The organism is Streptomyces mesophilus (assembly GCF_011044995.1).
In the GTDB taxonomy this organism is placed as follows: domain Bacteria; phylum Actinomycetota; class Actinomycetes; order Streptomycetales; family Streptomycetaceae; genus Streptomyces; species Streptomyces mesophilus.
This window is the reverse complement of sequence record NZ_JAAKZW010000186.1, coordinates 1-16,789: the sequence shown is the minus strand read 5'-3', so window position 1 is coordinate 16,789 and position 16,789 is coordinate 1. Positions and strand designations below refer to the sequence as shown.

Sequence of the window (16,789 nt, the reverse complement as noted above, 5' to 3'; positions counted from 1 at the left end):
AACAAGCTCAAGCACAACAAAGCCCTGGCCACCCGCTACGACAAACGCGCCCGCCACTACCAAGCCATGATCACCATCGCCTGCCTACAACTCTGGCTCCCCTGACTTTGCGGACACGACCTAGGCGTCGCTCCACCCGGATGTGGGGGAATACGAGGCCAGCAGGTCCACCACGAAGACGAGAGTCGAGCCCGCCGGGATCAACGGTGAGGGCGACTGATTGCCGTAGCCGAGACGTGGCGGAACGATGATCTCGCGCCGGCCGCCGACCTTCATCCCCTTCACCCCCCGATCCCAGCCCTTGATGACCTTGCCGCCGCCCAGGGCGAACTTGAACGGCTCGCCCCGGTCCCAGGAAGCGTCGAACTCCTTCCCGGACTTGAAGGCCACCCCGACATAGTGGACACGGACCACCATGCCCGACTTCACCTCGGGCCCGTCCCCGACGACCAGGTCCCGGATGGTCAGCTCGGTGGGAGCGTCACCCTCCGGAACGTCGACCGTGGGCTTGGTCAGTTCACTCATCGCATCTCATTCCTGTCGGTGACCAGGGGCCACGCGCCGATGTCCCGATAGCGCCGCGGGCCTGAGTGGCCCCTTACTGTGCTGCCGACCAGGTGTAGGCGTTCGGCCTGCCAAGGCCGCCCCGCGAAGCCGTCGAGGCAGGCAGCCGCCGCCGGAACGGACGCACTGTCGTAGCGCCGGGCGCGGGCCAGCGTGAGGTGGGGACGCAGCGGACGTGTGACGAAGGTGATGCCGCAGTCCCTGACCCGCGCCCGTACCGCTTCGGCCAGCTCGTGCAGTCGGTCGAGATCCCCCTCGATGCCGCTCCACAGCACCCGCTCGTCGAAGTGCCCGCCACCCACCAGCGCCAGTTCGAGTGAGGGCCGCGCAGCCGCCAGGTCGGCGAGGGGTGAACGAAGGCGCTGGACGGCGCCCACGGGCAGCTCGCCCAGGAAGGCCAGGGTGATGTGCCAGTCCTCGATGCGGTTCCAGCGCAGGTCGGGATAGGCGGCGTAGGCCGGGTTCAGCGCATGCGCCAGCTCCTTCTTCGCGTCGTCGGGCGGCGCGAGGGCGATGAACGCGTGCTGGGCGGCGGTCGGGGACGGATCGATCACGGATGTCTTCTTACCCCATGCGCTCGCGGGGCCGATGGCACAGGCGGGCCCCGGCGGCATCTGGAGTCGCGTCGCGGAGCAGCAGGTGCCGAGGTCAGACCTGCGGCAGAGCGAAGGGGACGTACCCGACGGCGCGGCCGGTGGTGTCGAGGAGCCGGCCCATGCGCTTGCGGGAGTGGAGGAAGACGGTGCGGTCGCTGACCTTCAGGTGCGGGAAGCGTTCCGCGAGGTGCGCTTCGAAGGGGTCGATGGCGTGCAGGCCGCGCAGCCAGACCATGACGAGGAGGTTGTCGGATCCGCTGACGGACACGGCCAGGCGCACCTCTTCCCTTCGGGCCAGCGCGTTGCCCGTGGCTTCGAGGTGGGTGTGCGGGACAGCGGTGCGGTAGAGCACGACGGTCGACAGCCCGGCGAGGGGGTGCGCCAGGTCGCAGCGGAAGGTGATGTCCCGGTCCCGGATCATCCGCTGGAGCCGGCGTCGGGCGGTGTGTTCGCTCATGCCGGTCGCCGTGCCCAGATCGGTGTAGCCGAGGCGCCCATCGCGGCCGAGGGCTTCCAGGAGAGCCTGGTCCTCGGGCGGCGGCCGGTGGTGCATGTGCGCGCTGTACGGGGTCGGGCGCGAGGTGCGCGGGGCGGAGAGTTCCGCGTCGCCGGACGGTTCCATGGCTCGCATGCGCCAGTCGCCGCCCTCGCTGTACAGGGTGATGCCAAGGCGTGTGCGGGTGGACCGTACGCCTTTCAGGCCGCCGATCAGTCCGTGCACCGCGCGGCCGAGGGAGGGCAGGTCGCCGGCGACGACCGACGCCAGGAGATCGAAGTCGCCGGCCGTCTCGTCGACGCTGAAGACCCAGGGCATGTCGGCCAGTGCGGCGCCGGCGGAATCCACGGCCCGGGGCCGGCACCTGACCTCGACGTAGGCGACGGTCGTCGCCTTCGCGGAGTCGTACGCGCTGACCCAGGCCAGACCGTCCACGCGCAGCCGTTCCCAGCGGCGGGCCGCCGTGGTCGCGTCGACGCCGAGGGCCCTGCTGATCCGGGACCACGGCGCCCGGGGAGCAGCCTGGAGCGCGTCGACGAGGGCCAGGTCCAGCTCGGAGAACGAGGCACCTGCTTCGGCTGCGCGGCGGGAATCGAGGATCTTCGCTCCTCCAGAGATGCTTTCCTGCAATTTTCCATCGGGTTCTGTCACGGACCGGATCGTAAGGGCACTTCCGGTCGATGCGCAGCGTCGGCCACCCGGAGTCGAAGGAGTGCCCCGTGTCTGCTCCGCCCCCACAGCCGGTCCGAAAGACCGTCCGGATCACGGTTGTGCTGTTGTTCACCGCCTGGCTGGTCGACTATGCCGACCGGCTCGTCATCAACCTGGCCCTGCCCTCCATCGGCGATGAGTTCGACGTGGGCCGCGGGGAACAGGGCCTGATCGTCTCGGCGTTCTTCCTCGCCTACGCTTTGTGCCAGATACCCGGCGGGTGGCTCGCCGACCGGCACGGCGCCCAGCGGGTCATGCTCTGGGCCCTGCTCTCCTGGTCCGTGTTCACAGCTCTGACGGGATTCGCCTGGTCGTTCGCCGTCCTGCTGCTCATGCGGTTCGCGTTCGGTGCCGCCGAGGGCATCTTCCCGCCCGCCTCGATGAAGGCCCTCGTCGAACGGACCACACCGGCCGAGCGGATGGGTGCCAACGGCGTGATCATGAGTTCGAACGCCCTTGCCGGTGTGCTCACCCCGCTCCTCGTCGCGCCCCTGATCGCCGTTTTCGGCTGGCGCTCGGCGTTCTTCTCGACGGCGGCCCTCGGCATCTTCGTCCTGGTGGCGATACGGGTGTGGCTCCCCGCGCCGCTCCCGCTGGTGAAGCCCGAGACCCCCGTCGCCCGCCGCAGCACGGGCGGCGTCCTGCGCAGCGGCGTGATCTGGCGCTTCAGCACCATGATGTTCGGCTACAGCCTGATCGTCTGGGGGCTCAGCACCTGGCTCCCGTCCTATGCCATGGAGGAATACGGTGTCTCGCTCGCGGCGACCGGAGCCCTTGCGGCGATCCCCGGCCTCGCCGCGACCGGCGCGATCGTTGTCGGCGGGCGGCTCGCGGACCGCCTGGGCGGCCACCACCGCAGGGTGATCGTGCCCAGCATGACGGTGGCCACCGTCACGCTGCTGTTCATGGTCTTCTCGCCGTCGCTGATCGGTTTCATCGTCTTCGGCACGCTCGCGACGACTGCCGTCTCCCTCTGTTACATGCCGATCCTCGCCGTGCCGCTGGGTGGTCTCGCGGCCGAGGACGTCGGCGTGGGCAGCGGGGCGATCGTCTTCGGTGGCCAGGTGGCGGGCATGGTCGCCCCGCCCGTCATCGGCGCGCTCGCCGACGCCTTCTCGTTCAAGGTGGCCTTCGCGTCCCTGGTGCTCGGCGCGGCCATCGCTCTGGTGATGTCGCTTCTCACCCCGCAGGACGCCGCTTCCTTCCGGGCCGCCACCGGCGCGTCCGAACTCCCCGCGCCCGCAAAGGAGCACTCATGACCGCCGCCTCCGCCGCGCGTCTGCTGTCCGGCTTCCCGGACCGGCTGCCCGGCCTGCTCTCCCTCTATGAGGACCTGCACGCCCATCCCGAGCTGTCCTTCCAGGAGTTCCGTACGGCAGCAGTCGTCGCCGAACGGCTGCGCGAGCAGGGCTGGGAGGTCACCGAGGGCGTCGGTGGCACCGGCGTCGTCGGGGTCCTGGCCAACGGCGAGGGCCCGGTGGTCCTGCTCCGTGCCGACATGGACGGGCTCCCGGTGCAGGAGCAGACGCAACTGCCTTACGCCTCCCAGGAGATGGGCGTCGACAGCGAGGGCAACAAGGTTCCCGTCATGCACGCCTGCGGCCATGACATGCACGTCACCTGCCTGCTCGGCGCGAGCGCCCAACTCGCCGCCGCCCGCGGGGAATGGCATGGCACGGTCGTCGCGGTGTTTCAGCCGGCGGAGGAAGTCGGCGGGGCACCGGCCATGATCGAGGACGGCTTCCTGGACCGCTTCCCACGCGCTGATGTCTGCCTCGGCCAGCATGTGTCCCCGGCCCCCGTCGGTCTCGTCGGCACCCGCCCGGGCACGGTGATGGCCGCCTCCGACAGCCTGCGGGTCCGCCTTCACGGCCGCGGCGGACACGGCTCCACGCCTGAGACGACCGTCGATCCGATCGTCATGGCCGCCGCGGTCGTCATGCGGCTGCAGACGGTCGTCTCCCGGGAGGTCGGGGCGGCGCAGACCGCCGTGGTGACCGTTGGTTCGCTGCACGCGGGCACCAAGGAGAACATCATTCCCGACACGGCGGACCTGCGGATCAACATCCGCTCCACGACGCCCGTCGTACGGAAGCGGGTCCTGGCGGCCGTCGAACGGATCATCCGCGCCGAGGCGGCCGCGTCCGGCGCGCCCAAGGAGCCCGAGATCACCGCTCTCAACGCCTTCCCCGTCACGGTCAACGACACCGCGGCCACCGGCACCGTGCTGGCCGCGATCGCCGAAGTCATGGGCGGGGAGCGGGTGTTCACCCTGCCCGAACCCCTCACCGGCAGCGAGGACTTCGGCACCTTCGGCACGGCGCTCGGTGTGCCCTCGGTCTTCTGGCACTTCGGTGGCGGCGACCCGGCCCTCTTCGAGCACATCGACCCCGACACCTTGCTGACGGACGGCCTGCCCGACACGGTCCCGGCCAACCACTCCCCGTACTTCGCCCCCGTACCCGAACCCACGATCCACACCGGCGTGGCGGCACTGCTCGCGGCAGCCGCGCACTGGTTGTGTGCCGGCGACCGACGGGAGAAGTGACGTGCCTCTGGACCCGGATATCGCAGACTTTCTGCGCAGCCTCCAGCAACTTGCCGCCCCTGAACCCGGAGGGGACGCTGCGGCACAAGCCAGAGCACGGTTGCGGGCGTTGACCGTCGACCACCTCGACCAGGCCACGAAACCCGGGGCTGCGACGGTGTCCACCGTGTTGGCTGGTTCTCTCCCGTCCCGCGTCTACCGGCCGCAGGCCACGGCGCCCGTGCCAACGGTGGTGTACCTGCACGGCGGCGGCTGGGTGGCCGGCGACCTTGACACACATGACGTGCACGCCAGGACCCTGTGCCGCGACCTCGACGCCGTCGTGGTGAGCGTCGACTACCGACTCGCCCCCGAGCATCGTTTCCCCGCCGCGGTCGAGGACGCGTACGCCGCCCTGACCTGGGTCGCACAGCACGTGGACGCCTTCGGCGATGACCCTGCCCGGCTGGCCGTCGCGGGCGACAGCGCCGGAGCGACGCTCTCCGCCGTGTGTGCACAGCAGGCCCACGCCGACGGACTGCCGCTCGCCGCCCAACTCCTGGTCTACCCGAGCACGGACATGGGCGGCGCTTACCCGTCGCGTACCGAGAACGGCGAAGGCTACTTCCTCACCACCACGGAGCTGCACTGGTTCTTCGAGCAGTACCTCGGCGTCGTCCCCTCCTATCATGCCTTCGCCGCGTTCGGCGCCGACCCGCGGGTCGCGCCCTTGCGGGCGAAGGGCCTGTCCGGGCTCGCTCCGGCCGTTGTGGCCACCGCGGAGTACGACCCGCTGCGTGATGAGGGAGACGCGTACGCCGAAGCGCTGCGGCGTGCCGGCGTACGCGTCGAACACCGGCGGTTCGGTGGCCTCGTCCACGGCTTCTACGGCATGGCCCACATCAGTCCTGCCGCAGGGGAGGCGACGGCCTGGATCCACGCCGCGCTCAAGCGGCTGCTCGGCTGACAGCTGATACCCGCCCCGTCCGTGAAGTCCCTTTATCCATAAGGAAGAGCGCATGAACCCGAACGACGCCGGTGCCGATCTCGCCTACCTCAGCGCCACCGAGGCGCGACGGCTCTTCGACGCCCGCGAACTCTCCCCGGTGGAGCTGATGCGCGCGGTCATCGACCGCGCGGAACAGACGGAGCCGGTCATCAATGCCTTCACCGAGCAGCTCTACGACGAGGCACTCGACCAGGCCCGGCGCGCAGAGGACCGCTTCGTCGGCAAGGGCGGCCTGATGCCGCGCCCGCTCGAAGGCATCCCGGTCGCCACCAAGGAGAAGCACGCCATCGCCGGGCGCTCCCTCACCGAGGGCTCCCTCGTCAACGTCGGCAACACCGCGACCGAGAACGCCCCGGTCATCGACCGGATCCTGGACGCGGGTGGCATCATCCACGCCCGCACAGCCACCCCCGAGTTCTCCATCGCCTCCTTCACCCACAGCCGCCTGTGGGGCGTCACCCGCAATCCGTGGAACCCCGACTTCACACCCGGCGGCTCGTCCGGCGGCGCCGGGGCCTCCCTCGCCGCCGGTACCGCGCTGCTCGCCTCCGCGTCCGACATCGGCGGCTCGACCCGTATCCCCGCCGCCTTCACCGGCACCGTCGGCTACAAGGCCCCGTACGGCCGGATCCCGGGCGTGGCACCGCTGTCCGCCGACCACTACCGCGGCGACGGCCCCATGGCACGCACCGTCGACGACTGCGTCACCTTCGCCAACGTCCTGGCAGGACCCGACTCGCGCGATCACGTGTCGCTGCGCCCGAAACTCGTCCTGCCGGCCGAGTACGACGCGGTCGCAGGGATGCGCATCGCCCTGTGCCTGCGCCTGGGCGCCTATGACGTCCACCCGGAGATCGAGGCCAACACCCGAGCTGTCGCCGGCGCGCTCACCGACGCGGGCGCGATCGTCGAGGAGATCGAACTCCCGTGGACCAAGGACGCCCTCCTCATCAGTGCCGCCGCACACTTCTCCACCATTTTCGGCGCCCTTGTCCGCGAGATCGAAGCCGAGCACCGCGACCGGATGTCGCCGTACGCGGCAGCCTTCGCCGACACCATGGCCGTCGCCTGCGAGCAGGTCACCTACCTCGACGGCCTGCGCGTGGAGACCCGATTGCAGCGCGAACTGGGCGAGGCGATGGCCCCCTTCGACGCCCTGATCTGCCCGTCCACGGCCGTCCCCGGGCTGCCCGCAGGGGACGACCTCCTGGGCCGCCTGATGGTGAAGGGCGAGGACCACGGTGAGCCGCTGTGGGCGGCCATGACCCTGCCCTTCAACATCAACAACCGCTGCCCCGTCCTCAACGTGCCCAGCGGCCACTCCAGTTGGGGCCTTCCGACCGGCGTCCAGATCGTCGGCCACACCTACGACGACCCGACCGTCTTCCGCATCGGCAAGGCCGTGGAGCAACTCCGGACCTGGGCATACACCCCGAACCACCGACCGACCGTCCAGCCGACGCCTCTTGTGCAGTCGGCCACTGATTGACTGTCGGTCCGCGACGCGCAGATTCGTGGCGAGTGCGTCCGGAAGGATGCTGAATGGTCACGGATAGTGGCTGCGAAGCTGTGGGTGCCTGGAAGGATAAAGCTCCCTCCAGGCACCCGAAATGAGCCTCTAGAAGAACCCGAGCTTGTCCGGGGAGTAGCTGACAAGGAGATTCTTCGTCTGCTGGTAGTGGTCCAGCATCATCTTGTGGTTCTCGCGCCCGATCCCCGACTGCTTGTAGCCGCCGAAGGCCGCGTGGGCCGGGTACGCGTGGAAGTTGTTCACCCAGACGCGGCCGGCCTGGATCGCACGGCCCGCCCTGTACGCGGTGTTGATGTCGCGGGTCCACACGCCGGCGCCGAGGCCGTACAGGGTGTCGTTGGCGATCTTGATGGCGTCGTCGTAGTCGTTGAAGGACGTGACCGAGACGACCGGGCCGAAGATCTCCTCCTGGAAGATCCGCATGCGGTTGTCGCCCTCGAAGATCGTGGGCTGGACGTAGTAGCCGCCCGCCATGTCGCCGTCGTACTCGATGCGCTGGCCGCCGGCGAGGACCTTCGCGCCCTCGCGCTGGCCGATGTCGAGATAGGAGAGGATCTTCTCCAGCTGATCGTTGGAGGCCTGGGCGCCGATCATCGTGTCCGTGTCGAGCGGGTGTCCGGTCTTGATCCGCTCGGTGCGGGCGACGGCCGCTTCCAGGAACTCGCTGTAGTGGCCGCGCTGGATGAGGGCACGGGAGGGGCAGGTGCAGACCTCGCCCTGGTTGAGCGCGAACATCGTGAAGCCCTCGAGCGCCTTGTCGCGGAACGCGTCGTCCTGCGACCAGACGTCGTCGAAGAAGATGTTGGGCGACTTGCCGCCGAGCTCCAGTGTCACCGGCTTGATGTTCTCGGAGGCGTACTGCATGATCAGCCGCCCCGTGGTGGTCTCACCGGTGAAGGCGACCTTGGCGACGCGCGGGCTGGACGCGAGGGGTTTTCCGGCCTCGGCGCCGAAACCGTTGACGATGTTGACGACGCCCGGCGGCAGCAGGTCCGAGATCAGCGAGAGCCAGTAGTGCACGGAGGCCGGGGTCTGCTCGGCCGGCTTGAGGACGACCGCGTTGCCCGCCGCAAGGGCAGGCGCGAGCTTCCAGACCGCCATCAGGATCGGGAAGTTCCACGGGATGATCTGCGCGACCACACCGAGCGGCTCTTGGAAGTGGTACGCGATGGTGTTGTCGTCGATCTCGCTGAGCGAGCCCTCCTGCGCGCGGATCGCCCCGGCGAAGTAGCGCAGATGGTCGACGGCGAGCGGGATGTCGGCGGCGAGCGTCTCGCGTACCGCCTTGCCGTTCTCCCAGGACTCGGCGACGGCGAGCTTCTCGAGGTGCTCCTCCGTACGGTCGGCGATCTGGTTGAGGAGGTTGGCGCGTTCGGTGGGGGAGGTGCGTCCCCACGCGGGCGCGGCGGCGTGTGCGGCGTCGAGGGCACGCTCGACGTCCTCGGCGGTGCCCCGCGCGATCTCGGTGAAGGGCTGTCCGTTGACCGGGCTGGGGTTCTCGAAGTACTGGCCGCGGGCGGGCTTCACGTACTCGCCGCCGATGAAGTGGTCATAGCGCGACTGGTAGTCGACGATCGCACCGTCGCTGCCGGGTGCGGCGTAACGGGTCATCTCGGTGGCCTCCCGGTTCCTGCCGCCCGCCGTTGGGCAGCACTGCCGGGAACGCTAGGGACGGGGAGGTTGCAACCACGTTGCGGCCGACTGCTCCCGGTCCAGGGCCCGCACTTCCGCCTGTACGTGGGCCCGCGCCCCGCGCGGCGAAGCGCCCGCAAGGGCCTGCCAGATGTCCAGGTCGTCGCCGCCCCAGGGGCTTCGCACCCAGTCCGTGAGCAACTGCGGATCGGCCCGGTCCACGAGCGCGGCCCGCAGCCCCATGTCCAGGCGTTCGCGCAGCCGCACGATCTCCGGGGCGCAGGAGTACGGCAGCAGCGGACCGTCGTACGCGCCCATCGCACCGGACACCGCGCCGGCGGCGAGCCGCCGCTCCACCAGGAGGAAGTCCGCCTCGACCGGGGTGGTCAGACGGTACGGCCGCGACGCGAGCAGCTCCGGGCCCAAGAGGCCGCGCAGCCGCGAGAGTTCGGCGCGCAATGTGACGGGTGACATGGACTCGTCCTCGTACAGCGCGACGAGAAGCTGGTCCCCGGTGAGGCCCTCCGGGTGGCGGGCGAGCAGCGCAACGAGTTCGCTGTGCCGGCGGCTCAGGCGCAGCTTGCGGCCCTGGGCCACGAGCAGCGCCTCGTCCCGTCCGAGCGCGTGCAGCGTGACGGTTTCGGCGCGCTGCGGCGGCTGTTCCAAGGCCAGTTGGGCCTCGGCGGCACGGGCCACGGCCTGCACGAAAGCGAGGCTGTGCGGATGGGCGAGCCCGTTGCCTCCGGTGATGTCGACGGCGCCGAGCAGCCGTCCCGTGTGCGGGTTGTGGATCGGTGCGGCCGCGCAGGTCCAGGGCTGCACGGGCCGGCTGAAGTGCTCGGCGGCGAACACCTGCACCGGGCGGTCCACCGCGACCGCCGTCCCCGGCGCATTGGTGCCCATCGCGGATTCGGCCCAGCGGGCGCCCGGTACGAAGTTCATCCGCCCGGCGTGCCGGCGCGTCACCGAGTGCCCCTCGACCCAAAGCAGCCGCCCCTGCGCGTCGCACACCGCGAGGAGATGCTCGCCGTCCTTCGCGTACGTGGAGACCAGCTCCCGTACCAGCGGCATCACGCGCGCCAGCGGATGGTCCGCGCGATAGGCGCCCAAGTCACCGTCCACGAGCTCCACTTGAGCCGTGCCGTCCGGACTGACCCGCGCCCGAGCCGACCTCCGCCATGAAGCGGCGACCTCCGGCCGCACCGGGCGCTCCACCGTGCCCGCCGTGGTGAACACAGCATGCGCATGCCGCAGCGCACGCGTGCGCTCGGCCGGGTCGGTGCCCGGCTCGAGGGCCACCCAGGAATCGCTCAACTCGGCCTCCGCGGCGTACCGGTGCGCTTGCGGCCATCGTCACCCCGGGCACGGCAACGGGCAACAGGTCGCACCGAGTGAACCCGCAATGGGTCACGCCGCGTCGACTCGCGACAGGCCGTCGCTAGTAGAAGTTGACCATCCGTATGTAGCGCGTCCAGTCCCACAGCGGACCGGGGTCGGTGTGGGTGGCGCCGGGGACCTCGTTATGGCCGATGATGTGCGCGCGGTCGCGCGGGATGTTGTACGTCGCGCACAGATGCGCGGTCAGCGCCGCCGACGACTCGTACATCGCGTGGGTGAACCACGCCGGCTGATCGACAAAACCCTCGTGCTCGATGCCGATGCTCTGGGTGTTGTACGTCCAATTGCCCGCGTGCCAGGCGATGTTGCGGTCACGGACGCACTGCGCGACATTGCCGTCCGCCGAGCGCACCACATAGTGCGCGGACACCTGCTTCGCCGGGTTCTGGAAGATCCCGAGCGTATCGGCGTACGTCTCCTGGGTGACATGGATGACGATGTGCGTCAGCGGATACGAGGTCGGCCGGTTCGAAGCCGTCTGGTTGGAGCTGCTCGCGGGCACCCAGTCCGCGTCGGGGTAGTCGGCGACGGCGGTCGGGCGCGCCGTGGTCGTGCCGCCGGCGAGCAGCGCGGTGGGGACGGCGAGTGCGGCGCCCTGAAGCAGGCGCCGTCTGCTGGGCAGAGCGCGGGCCGGTTCCATGGTGCTCCCTCCACGGTCGATGCGGTCGATGCGGTCGATGCGGTCCATGCGATCGGTACGGCCGCGGGCGGTACGTCGGCCCACGTCTGGTGACGACGTTACGGGCAGGGGTAGTTGGGCTGGAAGGGGGTGGGTCGCGCCGTTGACGGAACGCGGGCCGTACCGGACTCTCATCAGGGGATCAGTGCACGTAGGGGGATCGGGGGATCATCGTGCGACGCATGCGTACTGCTGTGCCTACGGGGGCTCTGGTGCTGGCGGGCGTGCTGCTCGCGGCCGGCTGCGGTTCCGGCGGGGATGGGGACGGGGACGGGGACTGGCTGCGTGACCTGCAGTCCTCAGGAGCGGCGGACGAGCAGGAGCCGCCACCGTCACCGAGCACCTCGCCGCCGATGAGCGACACCGCGTACGACGCGCTGCTCGCCGAGGCGATCGATCCGCTCAACACGGCGCTGGCCGGCATCGGAGAGGCGAAGTCGGACACGGCGGCCGACGAGGCGTTCACCGCGGCCGTCACGGCGGCGGGCGAAGCGGACACGCTGCTGCGGGAGGTCGACACCCCCGACCGGGCCGACCTGGCGCACCAGGACCTGCTCACCGCCCTCGCCGGTCTCTCCGGTCAGCTGGAGAGCACCCGACAGGGCCGCACCGACGGCACGTTGTGCACCGGCAGGGCGGCGGTCGCGCGCTTCGGCTCGGACAAGGCCCTGGGCACGCTCGACGACGCGGCGGAGGCGGTCGGCGCGCTCGGCTACACCCTCGACATCGCCGTCCCGAAACTTCCCAAGGAGACCAGCAAGCGGCTCCCCAACGGCCGGATGGTCAAGGACGGTTCACGGGGCGGCCGGGGCGTGCTGAAGATCACCGGCGGCAGTCAGGACGCCGTGGTGACCTTCGCGCGCGGCGGCAAGGCCGCCTTCTCCGTCTACGTGCGCAAGAACGCCAAGGCGCAGGTGCAGCGGATCTCCGACGGCACGTACACGATCTACTTCACCTCCGGCGAGGACTGGAACGGCTCGGCGCGCGCCTTCAACCGCGGCTGCGCGCACGAGAAGTTCGAGGAGGAGGCGCCCTTCAGGACGACCTCGACCTCGACGAGGATCACGTACACCATCTTCACGATCGGCCTGAAGACCACGATCGGCGGAAACTCGCCGGTCAGTCCCGTCGCACCCGGCACGATCCCGAAGTAGCCGTGCGGGCCGTTCGCCCGATGCCCTCGCGTGATCAGGCCTCCGGTCCGCCACCTCGCCTTCCAGGCGGACGCCGTGGAGGGCACCGGGAAGAGCCGGCAGCAGCGGGCTCTCAGCGCTGGGCTCCCGCCACCGAAGCCGGATCGTCCAGGACCGCCCGTACCACCGAATGGGCCGCACCGAGCAGCGGGCCTTCGGAACCGAGCCGCGAGACCGTCACCGTGCCGCCCTTGGGGCGTGCGGGATCCGCTGTACGGCGGGCCAGTTCGCGCTCCAGTGACGGCAGCAGCCAGGGGGCCAGGCGCGACAGGGCGCCGCCGAGCACCACCGTCTGCGGATCGAGCAGATTCACCGCACCGGACAGCGCGATCCCCAGCGCCGACCCGGCCGCGCGCAGCGCCCGGCGCACCTGGGCGTCACCGTTCTCGGCGCGGGCGGCGAGCAGGCCGATGCCCCCTTCGCCGTACGGGAGTCCGGCGGCGCGCAGCACCGCCTCCTCGCCCGCGTACTGCTCGAGGCAGCCACGCCCGCCGCACGGGCAGGCGGGGCCTTCGGGCCGTACCGGCATATGGCCCAGCTCGCCCGCGAACCCGTGCGTGCCGCGCAGCAGCCGTCCGCCCACGACCACGGCCGCACCGATACCGATCTCCGCGGAGACATGGACGAAGTCCTGGGGCGCGGGATCGCCGCCGATCCACAGCTCGGCGAGCGCACCGAGGTTGGCCTCGTTGTCCACGCTCAGCGGCAGGCCGTCGAGCAGATACGGGCCGAGGTCGAGCTCGCTCCAGCCCAGATTGGGGGCGCGCACCACCGTGTGCGAGTCGCGGGCGACCAGGCCGGGCACCGCGACCGCGAGCCCCGCGGGGCGCAGGCCCGCGCTGCGGCTCGCGGTGGTCACCTCCCGTACGAGCCGGGCGAGTTCCTTCAGGACGGGCTCCGGCGGGCGGCCCCGGTTGTCGCTCTCCAGGGAGGCGCGGGCCCGCACCTTGCCGTGCAGATCGACCGCGCACACCGCGAGATGGTCGACGCCGATCTCCGCGCCGATACCGACGGGCCCGCGCTCGCCCACGGTCAGGGCGCTGCCGGGGCGGCCCACGGTGCCGGGGCGTTCGGGTCCGAGCTCGATGAGCAGGTCGGCGCGGATCAGTTCGTCGACCAGGGTCGAGACGGCCGCGCGGGTCAGTCCGATACGGGAGGCGACGGCGGCGCGCGAGAGCGGGCCGTGGGCGGTGATGGCCTGGAGGACCAGGGAGAGATTGCGGCGGCGGATGCCCTGCTGGGTGTTGGGCAGGAACGCCGGGTCGCCGAAGCCGCCGTTGCCGGGGAGCTCAGTGGTCATGAGGGGGCTCCTCAGAGGGTGGAGGTACGGTCGGCCGTCAGGAGCGGTGTTGCGTCGCCGAGCACTGCGGCGATCCGGGCAAGGCTTGCGTCGTCCCTGGCCGTCGGCTCCAGGACGGGCCCTTCGGCCGTGCCCCAGCGCCGCGCCACCGCCGCCGGGTCCTCGCCGGTCAGCAGGCCCGCGGCCTGGGCGGCCGCGCCGAGGGCGACCAACTCGGCGGCCCGCGGGACCTGGACGGCGCGGCCGCTGAGCCTGCGTACGGTGTCCTGCCAGGCCTGGCCGCGCGCGCCGCCGCCGATGAGCAGCAGCGGCTCGTCGGTGGGCTCGCCGTCCACGGCCAGGACCAGTTCGAGGGCCTGGAGCAGCGCGAACACCGCACCGTCGTAGGCGGCTTGGAGCAGCTGGCCGGGGGTGGTGTCGTGCCGCAGCCCGTGCAGCAGACCCGAGGCCCCCGGCAGGTTGGGGGTGCGCTCGCCGTCGAGGAACGGCAGCAGGGTCGCCGAGCCGCCCGCCTCCACTGCCTCCCGGCCGAGACCGAGCAGTGCGGCGATACGGTCCACGGCGAGCGTGCAGTTGAGGGTGCAGGCGAGCGGCAGCCAGTCGCCGCGGGCGTCCGCGAACCCCGCGACCGTGCCGCTCGGATCCGCCGGCCGCTGCCGCGCGACCGTGTACACCGTGCCGGAGGTGCCGAGGCTCAGGACGGGCGCACCGGGGCGCAGTCCGAGGCCGAGCGCGGCGGCCGCGTTGTCGCCGGTGCCCGGGGCGACCAACACGCCTTGTGTGAAGGGGAGTTCCGGCAGTGCGCGCACCGTCCCGGCCACTTCGCCGGGCCCGATGAGGCGGGGGAGGAGCGCGGGGTCGAGGCCGACCAGGTCCAGGACCTCTTCGTCGTACGAGCCGGTCGGCGCCGCCCACCACCCGGTGCCCGAGGCGTCGCCCCGGTCGGTGGTGCCCTCACCGGTGAGCCGGCCCGTGAGGTAGTCGTGCGGCAGGCGCACCGCGGCCGTCGCCGCGACGGCATCCGGTTCGTGCTCGGCGAGCCAGGCCCACTTGGTCACGGTGAACGCGGCCGCCGGCACGACACCGATCCGCTCGGCCCAGACCTTCGGGCCACCGAACGCCTCGACGAGACGCTGTGCCTGCGGCGCCGAGCGCACGTCGTTCCACAGCAACGCCGGGCGCACCGGGCGGCCTTGGGCGTCCAGGGTGACCAGGCCGTGCTGCTGGCCGCCGATCGAGACCGCGGCCGCCTCGCGCGCCGCGGGACCGCAGGCGCTGACGGCGGCGCACAGCGCCTGCCACCACTGCTCGGGGTCGCTCTCGCGTCCCGCCCCTGTGGTCACGGTGTGCGGCGCCTGGCCGCTCGCCACCACACGGCCGGTCGAGGCGTCGACGACGACGGCCTTGGTGGACTGCGTGGAGCTGTCCACGCCGACGACCAGCGGTCCTTCGGCTGCTGTCATGACGGTCTCCGTTCGGCTCCGTGCGGGCAGCGGGATGGCGGTCCATAGTCCGCCCAACGCCCGGGGGGTTTCCAGGCGCGTCCCCGGATACTAATTTGTCAATCGGCATGACGAAATAGCTGGGACGGCGGAAGACTCAGGCGTGACGCACCCGAGACCTAGGTGCGCTCACCGCGCGACGAAGGAGCAGGGGCGATGACGTATCAGCCGGTACCCGAGGACAAGTTCAGCTTCGGTCTGTGGACCGTGGGCTGGCAGGGCAAGGACCCGTTCGGCGACCCGACCCGGGCCGCACTCGACCCGGTGGAGGCGGTGCAGCGCCTCGCCGAACTGGGCGCGTACGGCATCACTTTCCACGACGACGACCTGATCCCGTTCGGCTCCTCGGACAGCGAGCGCGAGTCGCACATCAAGCGCTTCCGGCAGGCCCTGGACGCCACCGGCATGAAGGTGCCGGCGGCCACCACGAACCTGTTCACGCACCCGGTCTTCAAGGACGGGGCGTTCACCGCCAACGACCGCGACGTGCGCCGCTATGCGATCCGCAAGGTGATCCGCAACGTCGACCTCGCCGTCGAACTCGGAGCGCAGACCTATGTCGCCTGGGGCGGCCGCGAGGGCGCCGAGTCGGGGGCCGCGAAGGACGTGCGCGATGCCCTTGACCGGATGAAGGAGGCCTTCGACCTGCTCGGCGAGTACATCACCGAGCAGGGCTACGACCTGCGCTTCGCCATCGAGCCCAAGCCCAACGAGCCGCGCGGCGACATCATCCTGCCCACCGTCGGCCACGTCCTGGCGTTCATCGAGCGCCTGGAGCGCCCGGAACTCTTCGGCGTCAACCCCGAGGTGGGCCACGAGCAGATGGCGGGCCTGAACTTCCCGCACGGCATCGCCCAGGCCCTGTGGGCCGACAAGCTCTACCACATCGACCTCAACGGCCAGAACGGCATCAAGTACGACCAGGACCTGCGCTTCGGAGTCGGCGACGTGCGGGCCGCGTTCTGGCTCGTGGACCTGCTCGAGACGGCCGGGTACAGCGGGCCGAAGGTCTTCGACTTCAAGCCGCCGCGCACCGAGGACTTCGACGGGGTCTGGGAGTCCGCCGCGGGCTGTATGCGCAACTACCTGATCCTGCGCGACCGTGCGGCCGCCTTCCGCGCCGATCCGGATGTGCAGCAGGCGCTGCTCGACGCCCGGCTCGACGAACTCGCCCGGCCCACCGCCGAGGACGGCCTCGCGGGACTGCTCGCGGACAAGGGCGCGTACGAGGACTTCGACGTGGACGGCGCCGCCGCGCGCGGGATGGCCTTCGAGCGGCTCGACCAGCTGGCCATGGACCATTTGCTGGGGGTGCGGGGTTGATGCCGCGGGCGGTTGAGGTGGTGCGTGGCCGCCTCGTGCGTGGCTGATCACGCCCACGAGGCGGGCCAAGCGGACGCAGTGTGCCAACTTTCGTACAGGGGTCGCTTCTTGAGCAATTCGGGGTAACTCTTGACGGTATGGCCATGCCTCCGGTGCCGCCACAGCCGCCGACCCAGCCGCCGTCGGGCGGGGGCTTCGGGCCTCCGTCGGGCGGCGGCTACGGATCTCCGTCGGGTGGCGGGTACGGGCCTCCGTCGGGAGGTGGGGGGTACGGGCCGCCGGGTGGTGGCGGAGGGTTCGGCCCCCCGCCCGACGGCGGCCCGTACCC

General features: G+C 71.0%; 14 protein-coding genes and 1 pseudogene. 7 read left to right on the top strand and 8 right to left on the bottom strand.

Annotated features, from left to right (window positions below; genetic code table 11):
- Positions 1-105, top strand: a pseudogene (locus G6045_RS30855) (IS5/IS1182 family transposase); the annotation flags it as partial.
- A gap of 15 nt (positions 106-120) precedes the next feature.
- On the opposite strand, the gene G6045_RS30850 reads toward G6045_RS30855, so the two are convergent.
- The 3 genes from G6045_RS30850 to G6045_RS30840 all read right to left on the bottom strand — a co-directional run bounded on the left by G6045_RS30850 (position 121) and on the right by G6045_RS30840 (position 2,307).
- Positions 121-525, bottom strand: a complete 405-nt coding sequence (locus G6045_RS30850; RefSeq protein WP_165335451.1) for an FKBP-type peptidyl-prolyl cis-trans isomerase — start codon at positions 523-525, stop codon at positions 121-123.
- Positions 522-1,118 carry an RNA 2',3'-cyclic phosphodiesterase gene (thpR, locus tag G6045_RS30845; RefSeq protein ID WP_328707961.1) on the bottom strand — a complete coding sequence of 199 codons (597 nt, stop codon included), beginning with the start codon at positions 1,116-1,118 and terminating at the stop codon, positions 522-524. Before thpR ends, G6045_RS30850 begins: the two co-directional genes overlap by 4 nt.
- A 94-nt stretch (positions 1,119-1,212) precedes the next feature.
- Complete coding sequence (locus G6045_RS30840) at positions 1,213-2,307, bottom strand: Lrp/AsnC family transcriptional regulator (RefSeq protein ID WP_328707960.1); 1,095 nt, start codon at positions 2,305-2,307, stop codon at positions 1,213-1,215.
- Between the two features lie 68 nt (positions 2,308-2,375).
- Here G6045_RS30840 and G6045_RS30835 point away from each other — a divergent pair, with 68 nt between their 5' ends.
- The 4 genes from G6045_RS30835 to G6045_RS30820 all read left to right on the top strand — a co-directional run bounded on the left by G6045_RS30835 (position 2,376) and on the right by G6045_RS30820 (position 7,392).
- The gene (locus G6045_RS30835) at positions 2,376-3,626 is read left to right on the top strand and encodes an MFS transporter (RefSeq protein ID WP_165335449.1); all 1,251 of its coding nucleotides are present in this window, start codon (positions 2,376-2,378) and stop codon (positions 3,624-3,626) included.
- Positions 3,623-4,915 (top strand): amidohydrolase, encoded by a 1,293-nt coding sequence (locus tag G6045_RS30830; protein ID WP_165335448.1) that lies wholly within the window; start codon positions 3,623-3,625, stop codon positions 4,913-4,915. Before G6045_RS30835 ends, G6045_RS30830 begins: the two co-directional genes overlap by 4 nt.
- A 166-nt stretch (positions 4,916-5,081) precedes the next feature.
- On the top strand, positions 5,082-5,861 hold the full coding sequence (locus G6045_RS30825) for an alpha/beta hydrolase (RefSeq protein WP_328707959.1): 780 nt from the start codon (positions 5,082-5,084) through the stop codon (positions 5,859-5,861).
- 52 nt (positions 5,862-5,913) lie between these two features.
- Positions 5,914-7,392 (top strand): amidase, encoded by a 1,479-nt coding sequence (locus G6045_RS30820; RefSeq protein ID WP_165335446.1) that lies wholly within the window; start codon positions 5,914-5,916, stop codon positions 7,390-7,392.
- Between the two features lie 129 nt (positions 7,393-7,521).
- Here the strand turns inward: G6045_RS30820 and exaC are convergent, their stop codons facing one another.
- The 3 genes from exaC to G6045_RS30805 all read right to left on the bottom strand — a co-directional run bounded on the left by exaC (position 7,522) and on the right by G6045_RS30805 (position 11,104).
- Complete coding sequence (exaC, locus tag G6045_RS30815; RefSeq protein WP_165335445.1) at positions 7,522-9,045, bottom strand: acetaldehyde dehydrogenase ExaC; 1,524 nt, start codon at positions 9,043-9,045, stop codon at positions 7,522-7,524.
- Between the two features lie 54 nt (positions 9,046-9,099).
- Positions 9,100-10,380, bottom strand: a complete 1,281-nt coding sequence (locus G6045_RS30810; RefSeq protein WP_165335444.1) for a GAF domain-containing protein — start codon at positions 10,378-10,380, stop codon at positions 9,100-9,102.
- Between the two features lie 124 nt (positions 10,381-10,504).
- Positions 10,505-11,104 (bottom strand): N-acetylmuramoyl-L-alanine amidase, encoded by a 600-nt coding sequence (locus G6045_RS30805; RefSeq protein WP_165335452.1) that lies wholly within the window; start codon positions 11,102-11,104, stop codon positions 10,505-10,507.
- Positions 11,105-11,325: 221 nt separating this feature from the next.
- On the opposite strand from G6045_RS30805, the gene G6045_RS30800 reads away from it, so the two are divergent.
- Positions 11,326-12,297, top strand: a complete 972-nt coding sequence (locus G6045_RS30800; protein ID WP_165335443.1) for a hypothetical protein — start codon at positions 11,326-11,328, stop codon at positions 12,295-12,297.
- A 112-nt stretch (positions 12,298-12,409) separates the two neighbouring features.
- Here the strand turns inward: G6045_RS30800 and G6045_RS30795 are convergent, their stop codons facing one another.
- The gene (locus tag G6045_RS30795) at positions 12,410-13,636 is read right to left on the bottom strand and encodes an ROK family transcriptional regulator (RefSeq protein WP_165335442.1); all 1,227 of its coding nucleotides are present in this window, start codon (positions 13,634-13,636) and stop codon (positions 12,410-12,412) included.
- A gap of 11 nt (positions 13,637-13,647) precedes the next feature.
- Positions 13,648-15,099 (bottom strand): xylulokinase, encoded by a 1,452-nt coding sequence (xylB, locus tag G6045_RS30790; RefSeq protein WP_165335441.1) that lies wholly within the window; start codon positions 15,097-15,099, stop codon positions 13,648-13,650.
- Between the two features lie 195 nt (positions 15,100-15,294).
- Here xylB and xylA point away from each other — a divergent pair, with 195 nt between their 5' ends.
- Positions 15,295-16,461, top strand: coding sequence for a xylose isomerase (gene xylA / locus G6045_RS30785; protein WP_165335440.1), 1,167 nt, complete (start codon positions 15,295-15,297; stop codon positions 16,459-16,461).
- Positions 16,462-16,789: the final 328 nt, after the last annotated feature.

What these genes read in the sequence shown, in the direction of transcription:
- G6045_RS30850 (WP_165335451.1), bottom strand. Translation starts at nt 525, where the DNA reads ATGAGTGAACTGACCAAGCCCACGGTCGACGTTCCGGAGGGTGACGCT.
- G6045_RS30830 (WP_165335448.1), top strand. Translation starts at nt 3,623, where the DNA reads ATGACCGCCGCCTCCGCCGCGCGTCTGCTGTCCGGCTTCCCGGACCGG.
- G6045_RS30820 (WP_165335446.1), top strand. Translation starts at nt 5,914, where the DNA reads ATGAACCCGAACGACGCCGGTGCCGATCTCGCCTACCTCAGCGCCACC.
- exaC (WP_165335445.1), bottom strand. Translation starts at nt 9,045, where the DNA reads ATGACCCGTTACGCCGCACCCGGCAGCGACGGTGCGATCGTCGACTAC.
- G6045_RS30805 (WP_165335452.1), bottom strand. Translation starts at nt 11,104, where the DNA reads ATGGAACCGGCCCGCGCTCTGCCCAGCAGACGGCGCCTGCTTCAGGGC.
- G6045_RS30800 (WP_165335443.1), top strand. Translation starts at nt 11,326, where the DNA reads ATGCGTACTGCTGTGCCTACGGGGGCTCTGGTGCTGGCGGGCGTGCTG.
- G6045_RS30795 (WP_165335442.1), bottom strand. Translation starts at nt 13,636, where the DNA reads ATGACCACTGAGCTCCCCGGCAACGGCGGCTTCGGCGACCCGGCGTTC.
- xylB (WP_165335441.1), bottom strand. Translation starts at nt 15,099, where the DNA reads ATGACAGCAGCCGAAGGACCGCTGGTCGTCGGCGTGGACAGCTCCACG.
- xylA (WP_165335440.1), top strand. Translation starts at nt 15,295, where the DNA reads ATGACGTATCAGCCGGTACCCGAGGACAAGTTCAGCTTCGGTCTGTGG.